At 69.4% G+C, this 18,620-nt stretch carries 20 protein-coding genes; 6 read left to right on the top strand and 14 right to left on the bottom strand.

The window, feature by feature from the left end; genetic code table 11:
- Positions 1–226: 226 nt before the first annotated feature.
- From sdhC to BMW88_RS04615, 4 genes are read left to right on the top strand one after another with little or no spacing between them, the layout of a single operon-like run.
- The gene (gene sdhC, locus BMW88_RS04630) at positions 227–649 is read left to right on the top strand and encodes a succinate dehydrogenase, cytochrome b556 subunit (protein ID WP_089949245.1); all 423 of its coding nucleotides are present in this window, start codon (positions 227–229) and stop codon (positions 647–649) included.
- A gap of 3 nt (positions 650–652) precedes the next feature.
- Positions 653–1,060 carry a succinate dehydrogenase hydrophobic membrane anchor subunit gene (locus BMW88_RS04625; protein ID WP_089949244.1) on the top strand — a complete coding sequence of 136 codons (408 nt, stop codon included), beginning with the start codon at positions 653–655 and terminating at the stop codon, positions 1,058–1,060.
- A gap of 22 nt (positions 1,061–1,082) precedes the next feature.
- Positions 1,083–2,837, top strand: a complete 1,755-nt coding sequence (gene sdhA, locus BMW88_RS04620; protein ID WP_089949243.1) for a succinate dehydrogenase flavoprotein subunit — start codon at positions 1,083–1,085, stop codon at positions 2,835–2,837.
- Positions 2,837–3,619 carry a succinate dehydrogenase iron-sulfur subunit gene (locus tag BMW88_RS04615; protein ID WP_089949242.1) on the top strand — a complete coding sequence of 261 codons (783 nt, stop codon included), beginning with the start codon at positions 2,837–2,839 and terminating at the stop codon, positions 3,617–3,619. The genes sdhA and BMW88_RS04615 overlap by 1 nt, the downstream gene beginning before the upstream one ends.
- An 89-nt stretch (positions 3,620–3,708) precedes the next feature.
- On the opposite strand, the gene BMW88_RS04610 is transcribed toward BMW88_RS04615, so the two are convergent.
- From BMW88_RS04610 to BMW88_RS04595, 4 genes are all read right to left on the bottom strand, one after another.
- Complete coding sequence (locus tag BMW88_RS04610) at positions 3,709–4,617, bottom strand: hypothetical protein (protein ID WP_089949241.1); 909 nt, start codon at positions 4,615–4,617, stop codon at positions 3,709–3,711.
- Positions 4,618–4,656: 39 nt separating this feature from the next.
- Entirely contained in the window at positions 4,657–5,202 is a 546-nt protein-coding gene (locus tag BMW88_RS43100; RefSeq protein WP_177220937.1) for a hypothetical protein, read from the bottom strand.
- A gap of 82 nt (positions 5,203–5,284) precedes the next feature.
- Positions 5,285–5,635 carry a hypothetical protein gene (locus tag BMW88_RS04600; protein WP_089949240.1) on the bottom strand — a complete coding sequence of 117 codons (351 nt, stop codon included), beginning with the start codon at positions 5,633–5,635 and terminating at the stop codon, positions 5,285–5,287.
- A gap of 9 nt (positions 5,636–5,644) precedes the next feature.
- Positions 5,645–5,872 (bottom strand): SCO4848 family membrane protein, encoded by a 228-nt coding sequence (locus BMW88_RS04595; RefSeq protein ID WP_089949239.1) that lies wholly within the window; start codon positions 5,870–5,872, stop codon positions 5,645–5,647.
- Between the two features lie 61 nt (positions 5,873–5,933).
- On the opposite strand from BMW88_RS04595, the gene BMW88_RS04590 reads away from it, so the two are divergent.
- Positions 5,934–7,199 carry a D-alanyl-D-alanine carboxypeptidase family protein gene (locus BMW88_RS04590; RefSeq protein ID WP_089949238.1) on the top strand — a complete coding sequence of 422 codons (1,266 nt, stop codon included), beginning with the start codon at positions 5,934–5,936 and terminating at the stop codon, positions 7,197–7,199.
- A gap of 61 nt (positions 7,200–7,260) precedes the next feature.
- Here the strand turns inward: BMW88_RS04590 and yhjD are convergent, their stop codons facing one another.
- From yhjD to BMW88_RS04565, 5 genes are all read right to left on the bottom strand, one after another.
- Positions 7,261–8,247, bottom strand: a complete 987-nt coding sequence (gene yhjD / locus BMW88_RS04585; RefSeq protein WP_089949237.1) for an inner membrane protein YhjD — start codon at positions 8,245–8,247, stop codon at positions 7,261–7,263.
- 24 nt (positions 8,248–8,271) lie between these two features.
- Positions 8,272–9,309 carry a tryptophan--tRNA ligase gene (gene trpS / locus BMW88_RS04580; protein WP_089949236.1) on the bottom strand — a complete coding sequence of 346 codons (1,038 nt, stop codon included), beginning with the start codon at positions 9,307–9,309 and terminating at the stop codon, positions 8,272–8,274.
- A 27-nt stretch (positions 9,310–9,336) separates the two neighbouring features.
- Entirely contained in the window at positions 9,337–9,540 is a 204-nt protein-coding gene (locus BMW88_RS04575) for a hypothetical protein (RefSeq protein ID WP_089949235.1), read from the bottom strand.
- A gap of 113 nt (positions 9,541–9,653) precedes the next feature.
- Positions 9,654–12,176, bottom strand: a complete 2,523-nt coding sequence (locus BMW88_RS04570) for a bifunctional FO biosynthesis protein CofGH (protein WP_089949234.1) — start codon at positions 12,174–12,176, stop codon at positions 9,654–9,656.
- A gap of 61 nt (positions 12,177–12,237) precedes the next feature.
- Entirely contained in the window at positions 12,238–13,896 is a 1,659-nt protein-coding gene (locus tag BMW88_RS04565; RefSeq protein ID WP_089949233.1) for a TIGR03767 family metallophosphoesterase, read from the bottom strand.
- A gap of 206 nt (positions 13,897–14,102) precedes the next feature.
- On the opposite strand from BMW88_RS04565, the gene BMW88_RS04560 reads away from it, so the two are divergent.
- Positions 14,103–14,315 (top strand): hypothetical protein, encoded by a 213-nt coding sequence (locus BMW88_RS04560; protein ID WP_177220936.1) that lies wholly within the window; start codon positions 14,103–14,105, stop codon positions 14,313–14,315.
- 15 nt (positions 14,316–14,330) lie between these two features.
- On the opposite strand, the gene BMW88_RS04555 is transcribed toward BMW88_RS04560, so the two are convergent.
- The 5 genes from BMW88_RS04555 to BMW88_RS04535 all read right to left on the bottom strand — a co-directional run bounded on the left by BMW88_RS04555 (position 14,331) and on the right by BMW88_RS04535 (position 18,375).
- Positions 14,331–15,125 (bottom strand): exodeoxyribonuclease III, encoded by a 795-nt coding sequence (locus tag BMW88_RS04555; RefSeq protein WP_089949231.1) that lies wholly within the window; start codon positions 15,123–15,125, stop codon positions 14,331–14,333.
- 11 nt (positions 15,126–15,136) lie between these two features.
- Positions 15,137–15,355, bottom strand: a complete 219-nt coding sequence (locus BMW88_RS04550; protein WP_089949230.1) for a hypothetical protein — start codon at positions 15,353–15,355, stop codon at positions 15,137–15,139.
- 63 nt (positions 15,356–15,418) lie between these two features.
- Positions 15,419–16,531: an ATP-binding protein gene (locus BMW88_RS04545; RefSeq protein WP_089949229.1), complete on the bottom strand. Its 1,113-nt coding sequence runs from the start codon at positions 16,529–16,531 to the stop codon at positions 15,419–15,421.
- 129 nt (positions 16,532–16,660) lie between these two features.
- Positions 16,661–16,942: an SH3 domain-containing protein gene (locus tag BMW88_RS04540; protein ID WP_143115963.1), complete on the bottom strand. Its 282-nt coding sequence runs from the start codon at positions 16,940–16,942 to the stop codon at positions 16,661–16,663.
- A gap of 209 nt (positions 16,943–17,151) precedes the next feature.
- Positions 17,152–18,375 (bottom strand): NADP-dependent isocitrate dehydrogenase, encoded by a 1,224-nt coding sequence (locus BMW88_RS04535; RefSeq protein WP_089949227.1) that lies wholly within the window; start codon positions 18,373–18,375, stop codon positions 17,152–17,154.
- Between the last annotated feature and the right edge of the window lie 245 nt (positions 18,376–18,620).

Below are 18,620 nucleotides of genomic sequence, written 5' to 3'. Positions count from 1 at the left end.
CCGCCGTCCTCGCTCTCCCCGCTTTGGCGGATCTCACCCGCTTTGTGGCGTGGGACGCATTTCAGGATCGATCAAGACCGCTTGGCCGATCGACAGCGTGTCTCATCGATCACAGAGCGGGTGCGCCTGTTGGGTCGGTTCCACGGTGCGGGACTAGGATTTTCCGGTCATGGTCGGAACGGAAGTGTTCGCCGACCACCACCACTGACGTTGGAGGCCGCGGCGCATGACCAGCGCAGGCGCACCCGAGCGGTCGGGCACCACCCGAGGGGGTGGGACGCTCTACCGCGGTGATCTGGGCATGTGGTCCTGGGTCGCCCACCGGATCACCGGTGTCCTCACGTTCTTCTTCCTCTTCACGCACGTGCTCGACACCGCCCTCGTGCGGGTGTCCCCGAACGCCTACGACGCGGTGATCGAGACCTACAAGAACCCGGTCGTGAACCTCTTCGAGGTCGGCCTGGTCGGCGCGGTGCTCTACCACGCGCTCAACGGCATCCGGGTCATGCTGGTCGACTTCTGGGAGAAGGGCGCCAAGTACCAGCGGGTCATGCTCTGGACCGTGCTGGCCGTCTGGGTCCTCGTGATGATCCCCGGCTTCTACTTCATGATGGAGCGCACGATCTCCGACCTGCTTGGGGGTCACTGAGCCATGTCCCTCGCACTCGACAAGCCCCGTTCGCCGCGCCGCCCCGCGGCCCGCCGCAGCAACGGCGAGCTCTACAGCTGGCTGTTCATGCGCCTCTCCGGCCTGCTGCTCGTGGTCCTGGTCCTCGGCCACCTGTTCATCATGAACATCCTCGACGGCGGCGTCCACAAGATCAACTTCGGTTTCGTGGCCGGCCGCTGGGCGTCTCCGTTCTGGCAGTTCTGGGACCTCGCGATGCTCTGGCTCGCGCAGATCCACGGCGGCAACGGCGTGCGCACTGTCATCAACGACTACGCCCGCAAGGACTCCACCCGGTTCTGGTTGAAGATGCTGCTCTACGTCTCGATGGTGCTGATCATCTCGCTCGGCACGTTCGTGATCTTCACCTTCGACCCGAACATCTCGAACTGACCCGCGCGGGGAGCCCACCACAATGCAGTTCCACAAGTACGACGTAGTCATCATCGGCGCTGGTGGTGCCGGAATGCGCGCGGCGATCGAGTCCGGCCAGCGCGCCCGCACCGCGGTGCTCACCAAGCTCTACCCCACGCGTTCGCACACCGGCGCGGCCCAGGGCGGCATGTGCGCCGCCCTGGCCAACGTCGAGGAGGACAACTGGGAGTGGCACACCTTCGACACGATCAAGGGCGGCGACTACCTGGTCGACCAGGACGCCGCCGAGATCATGGCGAAGGAGGCCATCGACGCGGTCCTCGACCTCGAGAAGATGGGCCTGCCGTTCAACCGCACGCCCGAGGGCAAGATCGACCAGCGCCGGTTCGGCGGCCACACGCGCAACCACGGTGAAGCCGCCGTGCGCCGCGCCTGCTACGCCGCGGACCGCACCGGTCACATGATCCTGCAGACGCTGTACCAGAACTGCGTCAAGCACGGGATCGAGTTCTTCAACGAGTTCTACGTGCTCGACATCTGCCTGACCGAGACGGAGAACGGCCCGGTCTGCACCGGTGCCGTCGCCTACGAGCTCGCGACCGGCGAGATCCACGTCTTCCAGGCCAAGTCCGTCGTGTTCGCGACCGGTGGTTTCGGCAAGGTCTTCAAGACCACGTCGAACGCCCACACGCTCACCGGCGACGGCATGGGCATCGTCTTCCGCAAGGGCCTGCCCCTGGAGGACATGGAGTTCTACCAGTTCCACCCGACCGGCCTCGCCGGCCTGGGCATCCTGCTGACCGAGGGCGCACGGGGCGAGGGCGCGATCCTGCGCAACGCCTCGGGTGAGCGGTTCATGGAGCGCTACGCCCCGACCATCAAGGACCTGGCGCCGCGCGACATCGTGGCCCGCTCGATGGCCCTCGAGGTGCTGGAGGGCCGCGGCGCCGGCCCGAACAAGGACTACGTGCTGCTCGACTGCACGCACCTGGGCGCCGAGGTGCTGGAGACGAAGCTCCCCGACATCACCGAGTTCGCGCGGACGTACCTCGCCGTCGACCCGGTCGTCGAGCCCGTCCCGGTGTACCCGACCGCGCACTACGCGATGGGCGGCATCCCGACCAACATCCACGGCGAAGTGCTGCGGGACAACGACAACGTCGTTCCCGGCCTCTACGCCGCCGGCGAGTGCGCCTGCGTCTCGGTGCACGGCGCGAACCGCCTCGGCACCAACTCGCTGCTGGACATCAACGTGTTCGGCCGCCGCGCGGGCATCGCCGCCGCGGAGTACGCGCTCTCGCGCGAGTCCCACGTGGACCTGCCGGAGAACCCGGCAGCGGCCGTCGAGGCCCAGGTCGCGCTGGCGCTGTCGGAGCACGGCCAGGAGCGCGTGGCGGACATCCGCACCGAGCTGCAGGCCACCATGGACGCCAACGCGTCCGTGTACCGCACCGAGGACACGCTGAAGACGGCACTGCACGATGTGCAGGCGCTGAAGGAGCGCTACGCCCACATCTCCGTCCAGGACAAGGGCAAGCGCTTCAACACCGACCTGCTCGAGGCCGTCGAGCTCGGCTTCCTGCTGGAGCTGGCCGAGGTCCTGGTCGTCGGCGCCCTGGCGCGCAAGGAGTCCCGCGGCGGTCACGCCCGTGAGGACTACCCGAACCGCGACGACACGAACTTCATGCGCCACAGCATGTTCTACAAGCAGGGCGAAGGTCTGACGGCGGACATCCGCCTGGACTACAAGCCCGTCACCTTTACCCGGTACAAGCCGATGGAGCGCAAGTACTGATGACCGCCACCGCTGAAACCACTGCTGGCTCGCGCGGCTCCCAGCCGCCGGTTCCGGACGGCGCTGTCACGGTCACCGTCAAGATCCGCCGGTTCAACCCGGAGTTCGACGACGAGCCGCGCTGGGACTCGTTCGACATCCCCGCGCTGCCCTCGGACCGCGTGCTGAACCTCCTCCACTACATCAAGTGGTACGTGGACGGCACGCTGACGTTCCGCCGCTCCTGCGCCCACGGCATCTGCGGCTCGGACGCGATGCGCATCAACGGCGTGAACCGCCTCGCCTGCAAGGTCCTGCTGAAGGACCTGCTGCAGAAGGGCGACAAGCAGACCACGATCACCATCGAGCCCATCAAGGGCCTGCCGGTGAACAAGGACCTGCTCGTCGACATGGAGCCCTTCTTCGAGGCGTTCCGCGCCGTCAAGCCGTACCTCGTGACGTACGGCAACGAGCCCACGCGCGAGCGCATCCAGTCCGTCGCCGACCGCGAGCGGTTCGACGACACGACGAAGTGCATCCTGTGCGCCTGCTGCACCACCTCCTGCCCGGTCTACTGGACCGAGGGCTCGTACTTCGGCCCGGCGGCGATCGTGAACGCGCACCGGTTCATCTTCGACTCGCGCGACGAGGGCGCTGAGGAGCGGCTCGACATCCTCAACGACATCGACGGCGTGTGGCGGTGCCGGACCACGTTCAACTGCACCGACGCCTGCCCGCGCGGCATCCAGGTCACCAAGGCGATCCAGGAAGTGAAGCGGGCGCTGCTGTTCAAGCGCGTCTGAGGTTTTCGGGGTTGCCGAGGCGCCGCGTTCCCGCCGGGGACGCGGCGCCTCGCCGTTCGGGGGCGGAGCGGCTACGGCGGAGTGTGCCGTCACCTCACGATCTGCACCGGTGGGCGTGGCCGTGCCGCAGCAGCCCGGTGCGCCTTCTTCAGCTCCCGAGCCACCGCCTCCGGGCAGTCCCGCAACCGGGTCGGCAACGTCTGCACGACGAGGATTCCAGCCGCCGCGTACCGGCTGTTGCGCGTGAGAGTCCGCTCGTAGTCCTGCGGCTCGTAGTGGAACGCGCGCGAGTCGATCTCCCAGGCCAGCCCGACGTCGTCAAACCACGCGTCGGGCCTGCCGATCACCACGCCGTCGGCGTCGACGATCGTGGCGTTCCAGTGCGGGGTGGTCAGGCCGATCTTGCGGGACAACCGTCGCGCGTCCCGTTCCGCCACGGATTCCGCACGCCCCAGCTCCCTCAGCACCTCGCGGACCAGCTTGGTGCCGTAGCGGTTGGTCCGTGCTTCCAGCGCCAGGGTCTCCGGCGTGCAGCGGCCCTTCTGGATGGCGGCGGCGACCAGCGCCGTGGCCTCGTCCGCGGAACGCAGCTGCCGGCACGCGTCGACTACGGCGCGGGCCGCGGACACCACGGGGAAGCCGCCCATGTCGGACGACGGGGGCATCGGCGAGGCTCGTTCGACGACCAGCGCGCCACTTCCGCGCGCGGAACCCGGCACCAGGACGTGGATCTCCCGGCCTCTGGCCGGCAGGCCGTGGCGGCGGCACGCTTCGGCGCCGGTGACGACCGCACCCGGTCCGGCGCGCATCAGGGCCGCGGTGAGTTGCTGGTCGCGCGTGGGCGGGCCGTTGTGCAGGAGCACCACGCCAGGGTGCATTCGCTGCCACGGCCCGCCTGGGCGGCACTTCGGCCAGGGGTTCGCGACCCCCAGCGCCCTGAGGGTGGTGATGCTGATGACACCGAGATCGCTGCGTTCGCGCAGTCGTTCGATTCGCATGTCGTCAGTGTGACGAGCACCACCGACAGTTCTTGATGATCAGCGCCGGGAGAGGCGCCTGGCGCGGTCTGCCAGCAGCAGGAGCGCGCCGCCGGTGAGGAGCAGCACACCGAGCAGCAGCACCCAGCCGATCGAGGCACCCGTGGCGGCCAGGTGGCCGTCCTGGTGGTGAGGCGGCTTCGGGTGCTGGCCGGTGGCCGGCGGCTTGGTCGCCGGCGTGGTGGTGGTGGTGGTGGTGGTGGTCGTGTCCGGCTGAGTGGACGACGAAGGCGCGGTCGAGGTCGGCGGAGTGGTGGTCGTCGACGAAGACGACCAGGACGAGGACGACGACGAGGACGACGTGGTGGCGGACGTGGTCGTGGACGTGGCCGTGGACGGATCCGTCCAGGTGGTGGTGCTCGTCGTCGTGGTCGACGACGGCGGCTCCTCACCTCTGGGAGACCACGGGCGTTCTTTCGGGCACCACGCAGCAGCGCACACCCGGCCGTCCCCGGAGGCCGAGGCTTCCGGGGCGGCACCGTGCAGTGCGACGACAGTCAACACCGCTCCGGCGGTGAGCACACCGATGTAGGCGATACGTGACATTCCACGGATGGTTCCGCCAGGTACAGCAGGTCGCCCGCGCAGTGGGCGGACGTCACCCGCGCGTGGCCGCCACATCGCCCGATCAGGTCCAGAAGACCGCGATCCCCACGTTCAGCACGACGAGCGAGGCGGCGGTCGGCATCAGCCAGGACGGCGCCTTGGGCTTGTTCACGTTGATCGCCACGACGGCGGCGATGGCCACGACGACCAGCAGCTTCACGCCGATCTTGACGTGGTCGTACTGCACCGCGCCGACCAGCGGGTCGATGCCGACCAGCGCCACGCCGGTGAGCAGCTGGAGGGCGGCGCCGTGCAGCCAGCCCTTGTTGACCGGCGCGTCCTTGCCGGCCCTCGCCTGCAACATGATCATCGCGACGAGCATGCCCATGCCCAGAAGGTGCAGGAAGACCAGCAGGAGGCGTACGAACTCCACAGCGTTTCCTTATCGACGTCGAGTGGCGAGGAGACCCCGCGCGCCCAGCACCCCGATGACGGTGCCGAACACGAGCGAGGCGATCACGAGCACCAGGTGCACGGTGAAGAACGACGTAGGTCCGTCGCTGAACGAACGGGGGTCTTTCCAGATGTTCTTCAGGAACGTGGGCCAGATCACCCACGACCACACTCCGAAAGCCACCAGGAAGAGTGACATCGGGCGCGAGAGCTTCACGGCGACCAGTATCGGACGTGGTGCGTGCACGACGTCAAACGGGGGTGGATAGCCTGGAGGCGTGCCCTTCACCCAACGGCTCATCGTCGCCCTGGTCCTAGCAACGGCCACAGCCGCGTTCGCCGCACCGACCGGCACCGCACAGCAGGCCGCCGGCTCGGCTCAGTGCGCCAACCGCGAGACCCCGCCGCCACCGGTGGACACCTCCGAGCAGCCGGCGCCCGGCCAGAAGGCCCCGACTCCGCTCGAGGTGCCCGAGAAGCCGATCGGCGGCGACCGGCTCGGCGAGTGCGGACTGATCCTGCCGCCCAACTCGGCGCAGCCCCCGAGCGGCATCACCGCGGCGTCGTGGCTGCTCGCCGACATGGACAGCGGCGCCGTCCTCGCCGCCTACGACCCGCACGGCCGCCAGCGCCCGGCGAGCATCATGAAGGTGCTCCTCGCGATGGTCGTGGCCAAGGAGCTGCGCGGCGACCTCGTCGTCACCGCCAGCGCCGAGGACACCCAGCAGGAGTGCACCTGCGTCGGCCTGCGCGACGGCGGCCAGTACACGGTCCGCCAGCTCCTGCACGGCCTGCTGCTCACCTCGGGCAACGACGTGGCGCACACGCTGGCCCGCCAGCTCGGCGGTGTGCCGAACGCCCTGCGCAAGATGAACGCCATGGCCAAGGAGCTCGGCGCGCTCGACACCCGCGCGGTGACGCCGTCCGGCCTGGACGCCCCCGGCACCAGCACCTCCGCCTACGACGTCGGCCTGATCTTCCGGGGCGCGATGAAGTACGAGGAGTTCGCGAACGCCATCAAGCTCAAGCAGGCGCAGTTCCCCGGCCGCAACGGCGGCACGATCATGCTGACGAACGACAACCGCCTGCTCAGCAACTACGAGGGCGCGATCGGCGGCAAGACCGGCTTCACCGACGACTCGCAGCACACCTACGTGGGTGCCGCCGAGCGCAACGGCCGCCGGCTCGTCGTCGTGCTGCTGCGCGGCCAGCAGACGCCCACGCGCATCGACGCCCAGGCCGCGAAGCTGCTCGACTACGGCTTCGCCATGGGCCCCGGCGGCGTCGGCAAGCTCGTCGACGGCGCCCCGCAGCCCAAGCAGAACGTGGTCCCCACCCAGAGCGCCGGTGACAACGAGGACGCCGCCGCCGGTGACTCGCGCACGGGCCGCCAGACGCCGACCGCGTTCGGCACCGTCGGCCTGCCCATCACGGCGGCGGCGGGCATCGGCCTGCTGGCCGCTGTGTTCCTCTACATCCGCAACAAGCGCGCGAAGGCGGCGCGGGCACGCCGCCAGGCCGCACAGGCGGCTCAGGGCGTCTGAGAGCCCGGAACGAAGGCCCCCGGCGCGTGCGCCGGGGGCCTTCGCCGTTCCTGGCCGCGTGCTAACGGCGGCGCCACCGGAGCCCGAGCAGCGCCCCGACGACGGCACCGGCCCCGAGCATCAACGACGGCGGAGGCCCTGAGCGCATCGTCACCACGGGCGAGATCACCGCGGGCGGCGGAGCGGCGATCACCTCCGGCTCGCGGTTCTCCCTGGCGGTGGCGGTCCAGGCCGCGATGAACAGCAGGAACTGCGCCACCAGGTTCGCGAACACCAGCACACCGACCACCGACCCGAACGCGGCCGACGTCGGCGACCTCGTCACGAACGACAGGAAGATCGTGGCGGCCTGCTTCAGGACCTCGAACCCGATCGACGCCGCGAGCGCCCCGCGCAGCGCGCTGCGCCAGCCGACGCGCTTGCGCGGCAGCCGGGACAGCACCCACAGGAACACCAGCCAGTTCGCGAGCAGCGACAGCACGATCGTGCCGATCCGCAGCAGGACGTGCGCCCAGCCGGCGTTCTCCAGCCCCAGCCACCGGAGCATCTGCTCGGCGAAGCCGGTGCCGGCGGCGGTGATGCCGAACGACAGCACGATCGCGAGCCCCAGGCCGACCAGGGACAGCAGGTCGCGCCACAGCGTGCCGAAGAACGGCAGGTTCTCCTTGGCGTGGCCCCACTGCGCCGTCAGGGCGTCGCGGAGGTTGCTCATCCACCCCAGCCCGGAGTAGGCGGCGCCGAGCAGACCGATCACGCCGACCGTGCCCTTGGAGTCCAGGGCGGTGTTCACGGCCTCGTTGACCTGCCCGCTGAGCTCCTGGTCGGGCACGGCCTCGGCGATGGCCGACCGCAGCTCGGCGAGCAGGTCCGGCTGGGACTGCAGCACGAAACCGGCGACGGCGAACCCGATCATCAGCATCGGCACGAGCGAGAGCACGCTGAAGTACGTGACCGCGGCGGCGTAGTGGGTGCCGTATCTCTCCGTGAAGCGCTCGTACGCGCGCACGATGTGGTCCAGCCACGCGTACTTCCGCCGCCACTTGTCCACAGCGGAGACGCTAGTGCAAGCGCACTACTCGGGCAGAACGAAGCCGATCTTCTCGTACGTCCGGCGCAACGTGCCGGCGGCGACCTCGCGGGCGCGCTCGGCACCACGCGCCAGGATCTTGTCCAGCGACGCCACGTCGTCGAGGTACGTCTTCACGCGTTCCTGCACCGGCGTGACCCACTCGGTGAAGACCTCGCCGAGGTCCTTCTTCAGGTCGCCGTAGCCCTTGCCGTCGTAGTCGGCCACCAGCGACTCGACCGTCCGGCCGGTCAGCGCCGAGTAGATCGTCAGCAGGTTCGAGACGCCGGGCTTGTTCTCGACGTCGAAGACGATCTCGCGGCCCGCGTCGGTGACGGCGGAGCGGATCTTCTTGGCCGAGCGCTTCGGGTCCTCCAGCAGCTCGACGACACCGCCGGGCACCGACTTGCTCATCTTCGCCGTCGGGTCCTGCAGGTCGAAGATCTTGGCCGTGTCCTTGACGATGTAGACCTCGGGCAGGCGGAACGTCTTGCCGTAGCGCGAGTTGAAGCGCGTGGCGAGGTCGCGGGTCAGCTCCAGGTGCTGGCGCTGGTCCTCGCCGACCGGCACGTAGTGCGCCTGGTACAGCAGGATGTCCGCGGCCTGCAGGATCGGGTAGGTGAACAGGCCCACGCCGACGGACTGCTCCTGGCGCGCGGACTTGTCCTTGAACTGCGTCATCCGCGACGCCTCGCCGAACCCGGTCAGGCACTGCATCACCCAGCCGAGCTGGGCGTGCTCCGGCACGTGCGACTGCACGAACAGCGTCGCGTGGTCCGGGTCGATGCCCAGCGCGAGCAGCTGCGCCGCCGAGACGCGGGTGTTCTGGCGGAGCTGCTTCGGGTCCTGCTCCACGGTGATCGCGTGCAGGTCGACGACGCAGTAGAACGCGTCGTGGTCTTCCTGCAGCGCCACCCACTGCCGCACCGCACCCAGGTAGTTGCCGAGGTGGAACGATCCCGCCGTCGGCTGGATGCCGGACAGGACCCGGGGGCGCTTGGCGGGCGCGGTGGTGCCTTCTGCGGGCGCGTTCTCCGTGGACACGGGAGAAATCTTCTCAGACCGGGTGGATCAGCTCTGCGCGGTGTCCTGCGGACCCAGGTCGATCCGCTGGTTGGCCGCGGTGACCGTGGCCGGCTTGCGCCGCTTCACCAGGCCGTACAGCAGACCGCCCGCCCCGGCCGTGACCGCGATCAGGCCGACGGGGCCGGCAGCAGTACCGGTCATGCTGCTCTCGACCGCAGCAGCACTCAGCACCAGACCCAGTTCGTGCACTTGTGGAGCCTCCCCAAGGCAGAAATCCACCCCGGAAGGGTGAACCTCGCTGACTGATTGGCCGCCAAGCTACCGATGACCGGTAGCGTCGATGCGCCGAATCAGACTATCGGTCACCGATGATCGGTTCGCACTCGCCCATATGTCGTAGTCCGCTGACACGCGTTACGCCCTGCGAGCGAAGCCATGCCGTGAAGCTCACGCACAGTGCGCGCGGACCCGTGCTCTGACCCGGCCATGCGGCTGATGGTCTCCTCCATGAGCGTCCCACCCAGGTCGTTCGCGCCGCCGTTGAGGATCTCCGCGGTGCCCTCGTCGCCGAGCTTGACCCACGAGCACTGGATGTTGTCGATCCGCCCGTGCAGCGCCAACCGCGCGAACGCGTGCACGGCGCGGTTGTCGCGGCGGGTGGGGCCGGGACGGGCGACGCCGGCGAGGTAGATCGGGGCGTTGCGGTGCACGAACGGCAGCGCGACGAACTCGGTGAGCCCGCCGGTGCGGTCCTGGAGGTCCGCGAGCACGCGGAAGTGGCTCAGCCAGTGGCCGGGGTGGTCCACGTGGCCGTACATCATCGTCGACGACGAGCGGATGCCCAGCTCGTGCGCCGTCGCGACGACGTCGAGCCAGGTCGCGGTCGGCAGCTTGCCCTTGGTCAGCACCCACCGCACGTCGTCGTCGAGGATCTCGGCCGCCGTGCCGGGAATCGTGTCCAGCCCGGCTTCCTTGAGCTCGGTGAGCCACTCGCGCACGCTCACACCGGCCTTGGCGGCGGCGGAGACGATCTCCATCGGGCTGAACGCGTGCACGTGCATCCCGGGCAGCCGCTTCTTGATCGCGCGCACGACGTCCGCGTAGTACGTCACCGGCAGCTTGGGGTCGATGCCGCCCTGCATGCAGACCTCGGTGGCGCCGGAGTCCCACGCCTCCTGCGCGCGGTCCGCGACCTCCTCCGCGCTCAGCCGGAACGCGTCCGCGTCGCGCTCGCGCTGGGCGAAGGCGCAGAAGCGGCAGCCGACGTAGCAGACGTTCGAGAAGTTGATGTTCCGGTTGACGACGTAGGTGATGTCGTCGCCGACCACCTCGCGCCGCAGGTCGTCGGCGAGGCGCACCACCTCCTCGAGCGCCTCGCCGTCCGCGGTCAGCAGCGCCATCGCGGCGTCGGTGTCGCCGAGCAGGGCGGCCGGGTCGTTCGCCGCGATCTTCAGCCCGCGCTGGACGTCCGCGGAGAGCCGTTGCGGCGCAACGGGAACCTTCAGCTCGTCCCAGTCGCCGTAGACCTCGTCGAAGTCGCCGCGGCGGTCGCCGGTGCGGCCCTCGGTGTCGATCGCGGTGTTCAGGTCCGCGCGGCCGTACGTGTCGAGCCCGCCGTCCGGTTCCTGCCACTCGCGGCCGACCACGGGCGCGTCCGGGTTCGCGAGGCCGTTCTCCAGCGCCAGCGCGGAGACGTGCGCGGTGAGCCGGGTGTCGATCCACTGCCCCGCCGCCGCGCGGACGTAGCGCGGGTAGACGTTGAGCCGCTCCCGCAGCGAGAACCCCGCCTCGCGGGTGATCTCGGCGAGCCTGTCGACCTGCGGCCACGGCTTCTCGGGGTTGACGTGGTCCGGCGTGACCGGCGAGACGCCGCCCCAGTCGTCGACGCCCGCGCGCAGCATCAGGCCGAACTCGCCGCCCACCAGGTTCGGCGGCGCCTGCACGCTCACCGCCGACGGCATCACCAGGCGTGCGACGGCGATCGTGGCGGCGAGCTCGGTCAGGTCGGCGTCGGGCATGCCGCGCATCGCCGTGTCCGGCTTGGCGCGGAAGTTCTGGATGATCACTTCCTGGACGTGCCCGTACTGCTTGGCGACCTGGCGCAGCGCGAGCAGCGACTCGGCGCGCTCGGCGAGGGTCTCCCCGATGCCGATGAGGATGCCGGTGGTGAACGGGACGTTCACGCGTCCCGCGTCGGTGAGGACCCGCAGGCGGACGGCGGGGTCCTTGTCCGGGCTGCCGTAGTGCGGGCCGCCCTTCTCGCTCCACAGCCGCTCGGCCGTGGTCTCGAGCATCATGCCCATGCTGGACGCGACGGGCCGCAGCCGGGTCAGCTCCTCCCAGCTCAGCACGCCGGGGTTGAGGTGCGGCAGCAGCCCGGTCTCCTCGAGCACCGCGATGGCGCTGGCGCGCACGTAGTCCAAAGTGGACTCGTAGCCGCGCGCCTCCAGCCACTCCTTAGCGGCGGGCCAGCGGTCCTCCGGCCGGTCGCCGAGCGTGAAGAGCGCTTCCTTGCAGCCCTGCGCGGCGCCCGCGCGGGCGATCTCCAGCACTTCGTCGCGTTCGAGGAACGCGGCGGGCAGCTTGTGCGGCACGGTCGCGAACGTGCAGTAATGACAACGGTCGCGGCACAGCCTGGTCAGCGGGATGAACACCGACCGGCTGTACGTGACGACCCCGGGACGCCCCTCGGCGAGCAGGTGCGCGTCCCGCACCTGGCCCGCGGCGGCCAGCAGCGCGTCCAGGTCCTCCCCGCGCGCGTGCAGCAGCACGGAGGCCTCTGTCGCGTCGAGCACAGCGCCGTCGGCGGCCCGGCGCAGCGCGCGCCGCATGGCCGCCGCGCTCGGACGGGGCTGAGGTGCGGTTATCGAGATGTCCACTGCCACGTCAACGACCTTAGGCCGCCGAAATTCCTGATCAGGTGCGACCGGCTGTGGGACATCCCACTCACCGAACCGCGACCAGCAGCTCCGCGTTCCGGTCCAGCGGCGTGCCCAGCGGGTCCGTCCGCGAGTGGATGTCGTTGTAGGTGAACTCCCGGCACAGGCTCGCGAGAGCCGTGTCGCTGCGGTCGTCGTAGTCGACCTGATACGGCGCGTCGGCTTCCAGCAGGGTCGTGAACAGCGACAACGTGCCGTCCCCGTTGTCCGCGACCTCGATCACGCGAGCGTGCTGCGGGTAGTCGACGTGCGCGGCGGTGTTGATCTCCCAGAAGCTCCGGCTCGGCGTCTCGTGCCGGTGCGGCGTGATCACGTTGCGGTGCGTGTGCCCGTTGACCCACGCCAGCACGTTCGGGAACCGGTGCAACAGGTTGACGAGCGCGTCGCCGTTCATCCGCGGGTCGAGCGGCCGGCGCCGGTCCGGCAGCACGTTGCCCATCGACTTGCTCGTGTGGTGGCTGAAGAGCACGAACAGCTCGTCGGTGACGTCCTGCCGCCGCGGCAACCCGAGCCAGTCGTAGTAGAGCGAGCTGTTGCGCCTGAGGGTCCTCTCGATCCAGTTGAGCTGGTGCAACCCGATCGAGCCCTCGGAGAAGCCGGCGAGGTTCGTGGTGTCCATGCTGATGCCGGTGACGCCGGGCGCCATCCGGAACGTGTAGAAGACGTCAACCCCATCCGCGTTGGCATCCGTGTACCCATGTCCACCGGTCGGCAGATGCTTGCGCACGTACTCACCGGTGTCGAACAGCCTGCGCCGATCATCAGGCGTGACAGTCCTTACGACGCCACCGTTGGTAAGGATCGCGAGTGCCTCGGGAAGGGCCGCGGGATCGTTGAAGGCCTTCGCGACCTTGGCGTTCTGCACGGGGTCGCCGAAGCCGACGATCTTCTTGCGCCCGGTGTACCAGCCGTCGAGCAGTCCGTCCGGGAGCGCGCCGACCACGCTGTCGTCGTGGTTGCCGATCGTGGCGTACCAGGGGATGTCCAGGCCGGGGCTGGTGAACTCCCGGACCGCCGCGTCGAGCAGTCCCGGCAGCCGCGGGAAACCGGCGGCCTTGTAGTCGTCGGTCCCGCTGAGGTCGGGCTGCCAGAACGTCGAGAGGCCCGCGTTCTGCACGCCCTCGTACCGGCTGTCGCCGGTGTTCGGCGTGATGCGGCCACCGTTGAGGATGGTGAGGAACCAGTCGAGCTCGATGCTCTCGTGGTTGTCGGTGTTGTCACCGGTGGTCATGAGGAAGTCGAACGGCCTGCCGGTGAGCGGACCGCGGCGCACGGCGTTGACGCGCTTCACGAGCGATGTGGAGCCCTGTGCCGTGAGCGCCTCCTGCGGCCGGTGCGCGCTGGAGCCCATGATCGGGTGCAGGTACTCGAAGCGCAGCGGGCTCTGGGCGTCGCAGATGTGCATGTCGGAGAACTGCACGAAGCTCGCGAGCGCCTGGCGCCGCGCCTCCCTGCCCGCCTTGGCCCCGACGAGGTCGGTGCGCACCACGGTGGGCCAGCCCGGACCCGCCGCGAGCCTGCGGTAACCGCCGGTGCCGACCGGCACCGCCGTCTCCTCCAGCGTGGTGCCCGCCGTCGAGGCAATCGCTTGCGCGTCCAGCAGCGGCACGCCCGCGGCACCCACGCCCAGCGCCAGCAGGAAGTTGCGGCGGTTGAAGCCCGTCATGAACGCTCTCCCGATTCGTCGATAGTGAATCGTGTTCATGTTCAGGGAGCGGGCGGGTGAAATCGAGTGGTCAGGGAGGGGGCGGGAGCGATAAAGGCCGGGTGGGCTGGGTCAGTCGGAGCAGCGGACACGTGCCCAGCAGGGGGACGCGGTGAAACGCCGTGCGCTCGAACACCGACGAGCAGACCCTGCCCGAGGACAGGAAGATGTTCGAGTTCACCGCTATTCGGCAACCCGGCAACGCCAGGGTGACGCCCAGCTGGCGCTTCCAGGTCAGCGACGGGTGCCGGGTCATCCTCTTCGACGACGGACACACCCGGTTCCTGATGGACGAAACAGCCGACTACAAGGTCACGGGCACGAACCGCTCCGTACACAGGCCGGGCGCGAAAATGATCGAAACCAAGTCCAAGCAGTAGGCCCCAGGGCTCCGGTCAGCCGGAGTACACGACCGTCACGGGAGCGTGGTCCGACCAGCGCTCCGCGTACGTCGCGGCCCGCTCCACCACGGCCGAGACCGCCCGGCTGGCCAGTCCGTCGGTGGCGACCTGGTAGTCGATCCGCCAGCCCGAGTCGTTGTCGAATGCCTTGCCGCGGTACGACCACCACGAGTACGGCCCGGCAACGTCGGGGTGGAGCGCGCGCACCACGTCGTTGTAGCCCGACGCGAACACGGAGGTCATCCACTCGCGCTCGTACGGCAGGAAGCCGGCTTCCTTCTGGTTCGTGCGCCAGTTCTTCAGGTCGGCCTGCTGGTGCGCGATGTTCCAGTCGCCGCACACGAGCACCTCACGGCCGGACACAGCCGCCTTCTCGCGCAGCGACACCAAGTACGGCAGGAAAGCCGCCATGAAGCGGTCCTTCTCGTCCTGCCTCTCGGTGCCGACGTCGCCGGACGGCAGGTACAGCGAGGCAACGACGACGCCCGGCAGCTCGATCTCCACGTACCGGCCGCTCGCCTCGAACTCGGAGGCGCCGAAGCCCACACGGACCGACGACGGCTCAACGCGCGACATGATTCCCACGCCCGCGCGGCCCTTCAACGACGACGGCGCGTACACGCCGTACCAGCCGTCGGGTGAGTGGAGCTCGGGAGCCAGTTCGGAGGGTTCCGCGCGTACTTCCTGCAGGCACACCACGTCCGCGGAAGAAGCGGAGAGCCACGCGAGGTAGCCCTTCTTCGCGGCGGCGCGCAGACCGTTGACGTTGACCGTGGAGACCGTGAGCACGACCGGGCAGCCTACTTGGAGGCCAGACCCCACGGCTTCGGGTACTCGGCGCCGCAGCCGGCGCAGTGGGCCGTCAGGTCGAGGTAGCCGACGATCGTGGCCATCTCGTCGCGGGGCAGCGCGAGCTGGCGCTGGCCGTCGATCTCGGTGTAGAGGCCCTGCCACTCGGGGTCGCAGGAGCACTGCGTGACGCCCCTGGTCCGGCCCCACCGGAACATGTTCCGCAACATGCCATCCAGTCTGCCACACCTCAGACAGGGCGTTGACCTGGTCAAACCTCGGGAGGTGCGGGGTCAGCGACGAGTGCTCGACCGCCTCTCGGCCAGCTCCACCAGCACCTCGCCGCGGACCGCGTCCGGCAGCGGCTCGCGCAGCAGCCTGCGCAGGAGGACGACCGCCCTGTCCGAAGTGGACTGGCGGGCGCACGTCAGCAGCACCTCGCGCACCCACTCCTCGCCGATCGGCGCGGCCTCCAGCACGTGCGCCGCCACCTCCTCGGCCGGCGCCCGCTCGTCGTGGCGGAACCGGGCCGCCCGCGCGTGAACGGCCGCACGCTCCGACGCGGTGGTGCTCTGCGCCAACGTCGAGAACACCATCGGTACGCCCGCGAAACCCATACCGGTCAACGTCCGTGAGGCCTCCACGGCTTCATGGGGCGTCAGTCCCGCCACCGCACCCGCCAGTGCGGGATCCGCCTCGCCGAGCACGGCGGAGGCCCGCGCCAGCGCCAGCACCCGTGGACCGGCCAGCGCGAGCCGGGCGACCAGCTCGCCCGCGCGTTCCCCGAGGTCGCGTGCACGCAACCGCAGCAGGTACGGGTTGCCGCCGGTCGCCTCCCGCCACTCGGTGACGACCTCGCCGGTCACCTCGCGGCCGAGGACCGCGCACAGGAACCGGGCGCACGCCGGCCGGTCGAGCCCGGTGAGCCGGACCGGGCGGGCGTCACCGATCACCGCGCGCAGCAACGGGCCTCCAGCGGCAGCGAGTCCCCGCGTCACGACGAAGGCCACGGGCAGCCGGCCCAGCCGTCCGCGGAGGTGGAGGAGGAAGCGCAACGACGGCTCGTCGGCCCGTTCCACGTCGTCGACGGCGACCAGCACCGGCGAGCCCGCCGACACCTCGTGCACCAGCCGGTGCAGCCGGCGGTCCGCCGCGCCGCCGATGGCCTCGTCGAGCAGGCCGAACCGCAGCCGCGACGCCGTGCCGGAGCACTGCACGCGGAAGACCTCGAAGCCCAGCTCGCGCGCCGTCCGCGCGGTCTCGCCCAGCACGGCCGACTTGCCCGTGCCCACGGCTCCCTCGACGCACACCGCGGCCGGCGCGCCCGCGGCGGCCTCCTCCAGCGCGCCGCGCAGCACCGCCAGCTCGCGCTCGCGGTCGGACACCACGGAACTCGTGACCGCCACCGGGTACGTCCCTTCGCCGCACGCAGTGCGAACACGTGGCGGCGCGTCCCGGCGGCCTCTGCCGGGCCACCCGGAGCAATCCTATGGTCGTGGCGCCGAGCCCGGAAAGGGCTTTCCGGCGCCGTCCGCCTACCGGCAGGTGGAGTCGCTGGTCAGCGCCACGAACTCCTGGCTCACCCAGCGCCGGTCGCCCAGCATGCGGTACCCGTTCTCGACCCGGTCCTGGGCGTCGGCGACCGCGTCGCGCGGCATCGTGGAGACGATCGGCTGCATGTCACCGGGACCCGAGCGGACGTTGAGGATGTCCGCGGTCACCGTGATCTTGCAGATGTCCGCGCCCTTGTCGCTGCCCATCGGCACGCCGCCGTTCACCGCGTACATCGCGCCGGCGACGCCCAGCACCCCAATCACGATCAAACCCCTGACCGGAACACCCAGCATGACGCCGCCTCCTGTACCGCCGACTGCCCTGGTCTGCAGATATAGCGGCTGAACGTCCCTTGTGGACGGCTTGGCGCGGCAACCACCCGCAAGAGGAACCTTCCGGGTGACGCGGGAACGGGAAAGGCCACCCCGGTGTGACCGGGGTGGCCTTCTCGCGTGCTCGGATCAGGCGACGGTCAGAACGACGCCATCTTCTTCTTGAGGTTCTCGTCCAGCGCGGCGAGGAAGTCCTCGGTGGTCAGCCACGCCTGGTCCTTGCTGATCAGCAGGGCCAGGTCCTTGGTCATCTGACCGGACTCGACGGTCTCGATCACGACCTCCTCGAGCGCCTCGGCGAAGCGGATCACCTCGGGGGTGTTGTCCAGCTTGCCGCGGTGCATGAGGCCGCGGGTCCACGCGAAGATGGACGCGATCGGGTTCGTCGAGGTCGGCTTGCCCGCCTGGTGCTGGCGGAAGTGGCGCGTCACGGTGCCGTGCGCGGCCTCGGCCTCGACGGTCTTGCCGTCCGGCGTCATCAGGACGGAGGTCATCAGGCCGAGCGAGCCGAAGCCCTGCGCGACCGTGTCGGACTGGACGTCACCGTCGTAGTTCTTGCACGCCCAGACGTAGCCGCCCTCCCACTTCATGGCCGCGGCGACCATGTCGTCGATGAGGCGGTGCTCGTAGGTGAGGCCCTTGGCGTCGAAGTCCGCCTTGAACTCCTCGTCGAACACGCGCTGGAAGATGTCCTTGAACTGGCCGTCGTAGGCCTTCAGGATCGTGTTCTTCGTGGACATGTAGACGGGGTAGCCCCGCTGCAGGCCGTAGGAGAACGAGGCGCGGGCGAAGTCCTCGATGGACTTGTTGTAGTTGTACATGCCCATCGCCACACCGCCCTCCGCCGGGAAGTCGGTGACGACGTGCTCGATCGGCTCCGAGCCGTCCTCCGGCTGGAACGTGATCGTGAGCTTGCCGGCGCCGGGCACCTTGAAGTTGGTGGCCTTGTACTGGTCACCGTGCGCGTGGCGGCCGATGATGATCGGCTTGGTCCAGCCGGGCACCAGGCGCGGGACGTTCGAGATGATGATCGGCTCGCGGAAGACGACACCGCCGAGGATGTTGCGGATCGTGCCGTTCGGCGAGACCCACATCTTCTTCAGGCCGAACTCCTCGACGCGCGCCTCGTCCGGCGTGATCGTGGCGCACTTGACGCCGACGCCGTGCTTCTTGATGGCGTTGGCGGCGTCGATCGTGACCTGGTCGTCCGTGGCGTCCCGGTGCTCGATGCCCAGGTCGTAGTACTCCAGAGTGACGTCCAGGTACGGGTGGATCAGCTTGTCCTTGATGAACTGCCAGATGATCCGGGTCATCTCGTCGCCGTCGAGCTCGACGACGGTGCCCTGAACCTTGATCTTGCCCATAACTCCGGGCGCTCCTCTCGCGACGATGCAAGCAAGACAAGCGTACTGGTAAACCGCCCGTCCGTGCCTGCGACCCTGGTTACACCGATTCAGGCGCACCATAGCCCTCGCGTCATGGCCCAGCAGCGGACGCGGTGCTCCTCCATGGCTACCACGTCGAGTGCGACAGAACCGCCCCGGCAGGCGTGTTGGGATACGACCGCGTTCGAACGTGCGAGCGACTACTCTCGTCGCTGTCGGGTGAT

The sequence above is a fragment of the Lentzea xinjiangensis genome (genome assembly GCF_900110955.1).
Taxonomy (GTDB): domain Bacteria; phylum Actinomycetota; class Actinomycetes; order Mycobacteriales; family Pseudonocardiaceae; genus Lentzea; species Lentzea xinjiangensis.
The sequence above is the reverse complement of the archived record's forward strand: the minus strand, read 5'-3'. Positions and strand labels throughout refer to the sequence as shown.

Excerpts from the sequence above, each read along its gene's own strand:
- BMW88_RS04615 (WP_089949242.1), top strand. The coding sequence starts at position 2,837 with ATGACCGCCACCGCTGAAACCACTGCTGGCTCGCGCGGCTCCCAGCCG.
- BMW88_RS04535 (WP_089949227.1), bottom strand. The coding sequence starts at position 18,375 with ATGGGCAAGATCAAGGTTCAGGGCACCGTCGTCGAGCTCGACGGCGAC.
- BMW88_RS04625 (WP_089949244.1), top strand. The coding sequence starts at position 653 with ATGTCCCTCGCACTCGACAAGCCCCGTTCGCCGCGCCGCCCCGCGGCC.
- BMW88_RS04560 (WP_177220936.1), top strand. The coding sequence starts at position 14,103 with ATGTTCGAGTTCACCGCTATTCGGCAACCCGGCAACGCCAGGGTGACG.
- BMW88_RS04610 (WP_089949241.1), bottom strand. The coding sequence starts at position 4,617 with ATGCGAATCGAACGACTGCGCGAACGCAGCGATCTCGGTGTCATCAGC.
- BMW88_RS04550 (WP_089949230.1), bottom strand. The coding sequence starts at position 15,355 with ATGTTGCGGAACATGTTCCGGTGGGGCCGGACCAGGGGCGTCACGCAG.
- BMW88_RS43100 (WP_177220937.1), bottom strand. The coding sequence starts at position 5,202 with ATGTCACGTATCGCCTACATCGGTGTGCTCACCGCCGGAGCGGTGTTG.
- sdhA (WP_089949243.1), top strand. The coding sequence starts at position 1,083 with ATGCAGTTCCACAAGTACGACGTAGTCATCATCGGCGCTGGTGGTGCC.
- BMW88_RS04565 (WP_089949233.1), bottom strand. The coding sequence starts at position 13,896 with ATGACGGGCTTCAACCGCCGCAACTTCCTGCTGGCGCTGGGCGTGGGT.
- sdhC (WP_089949245.1), top strand. The coding sequence starts at position 227 with ATGACCAGCGCAGGCGCACCCGAGCGGTCGGGCACCACCCGAGGGGGT.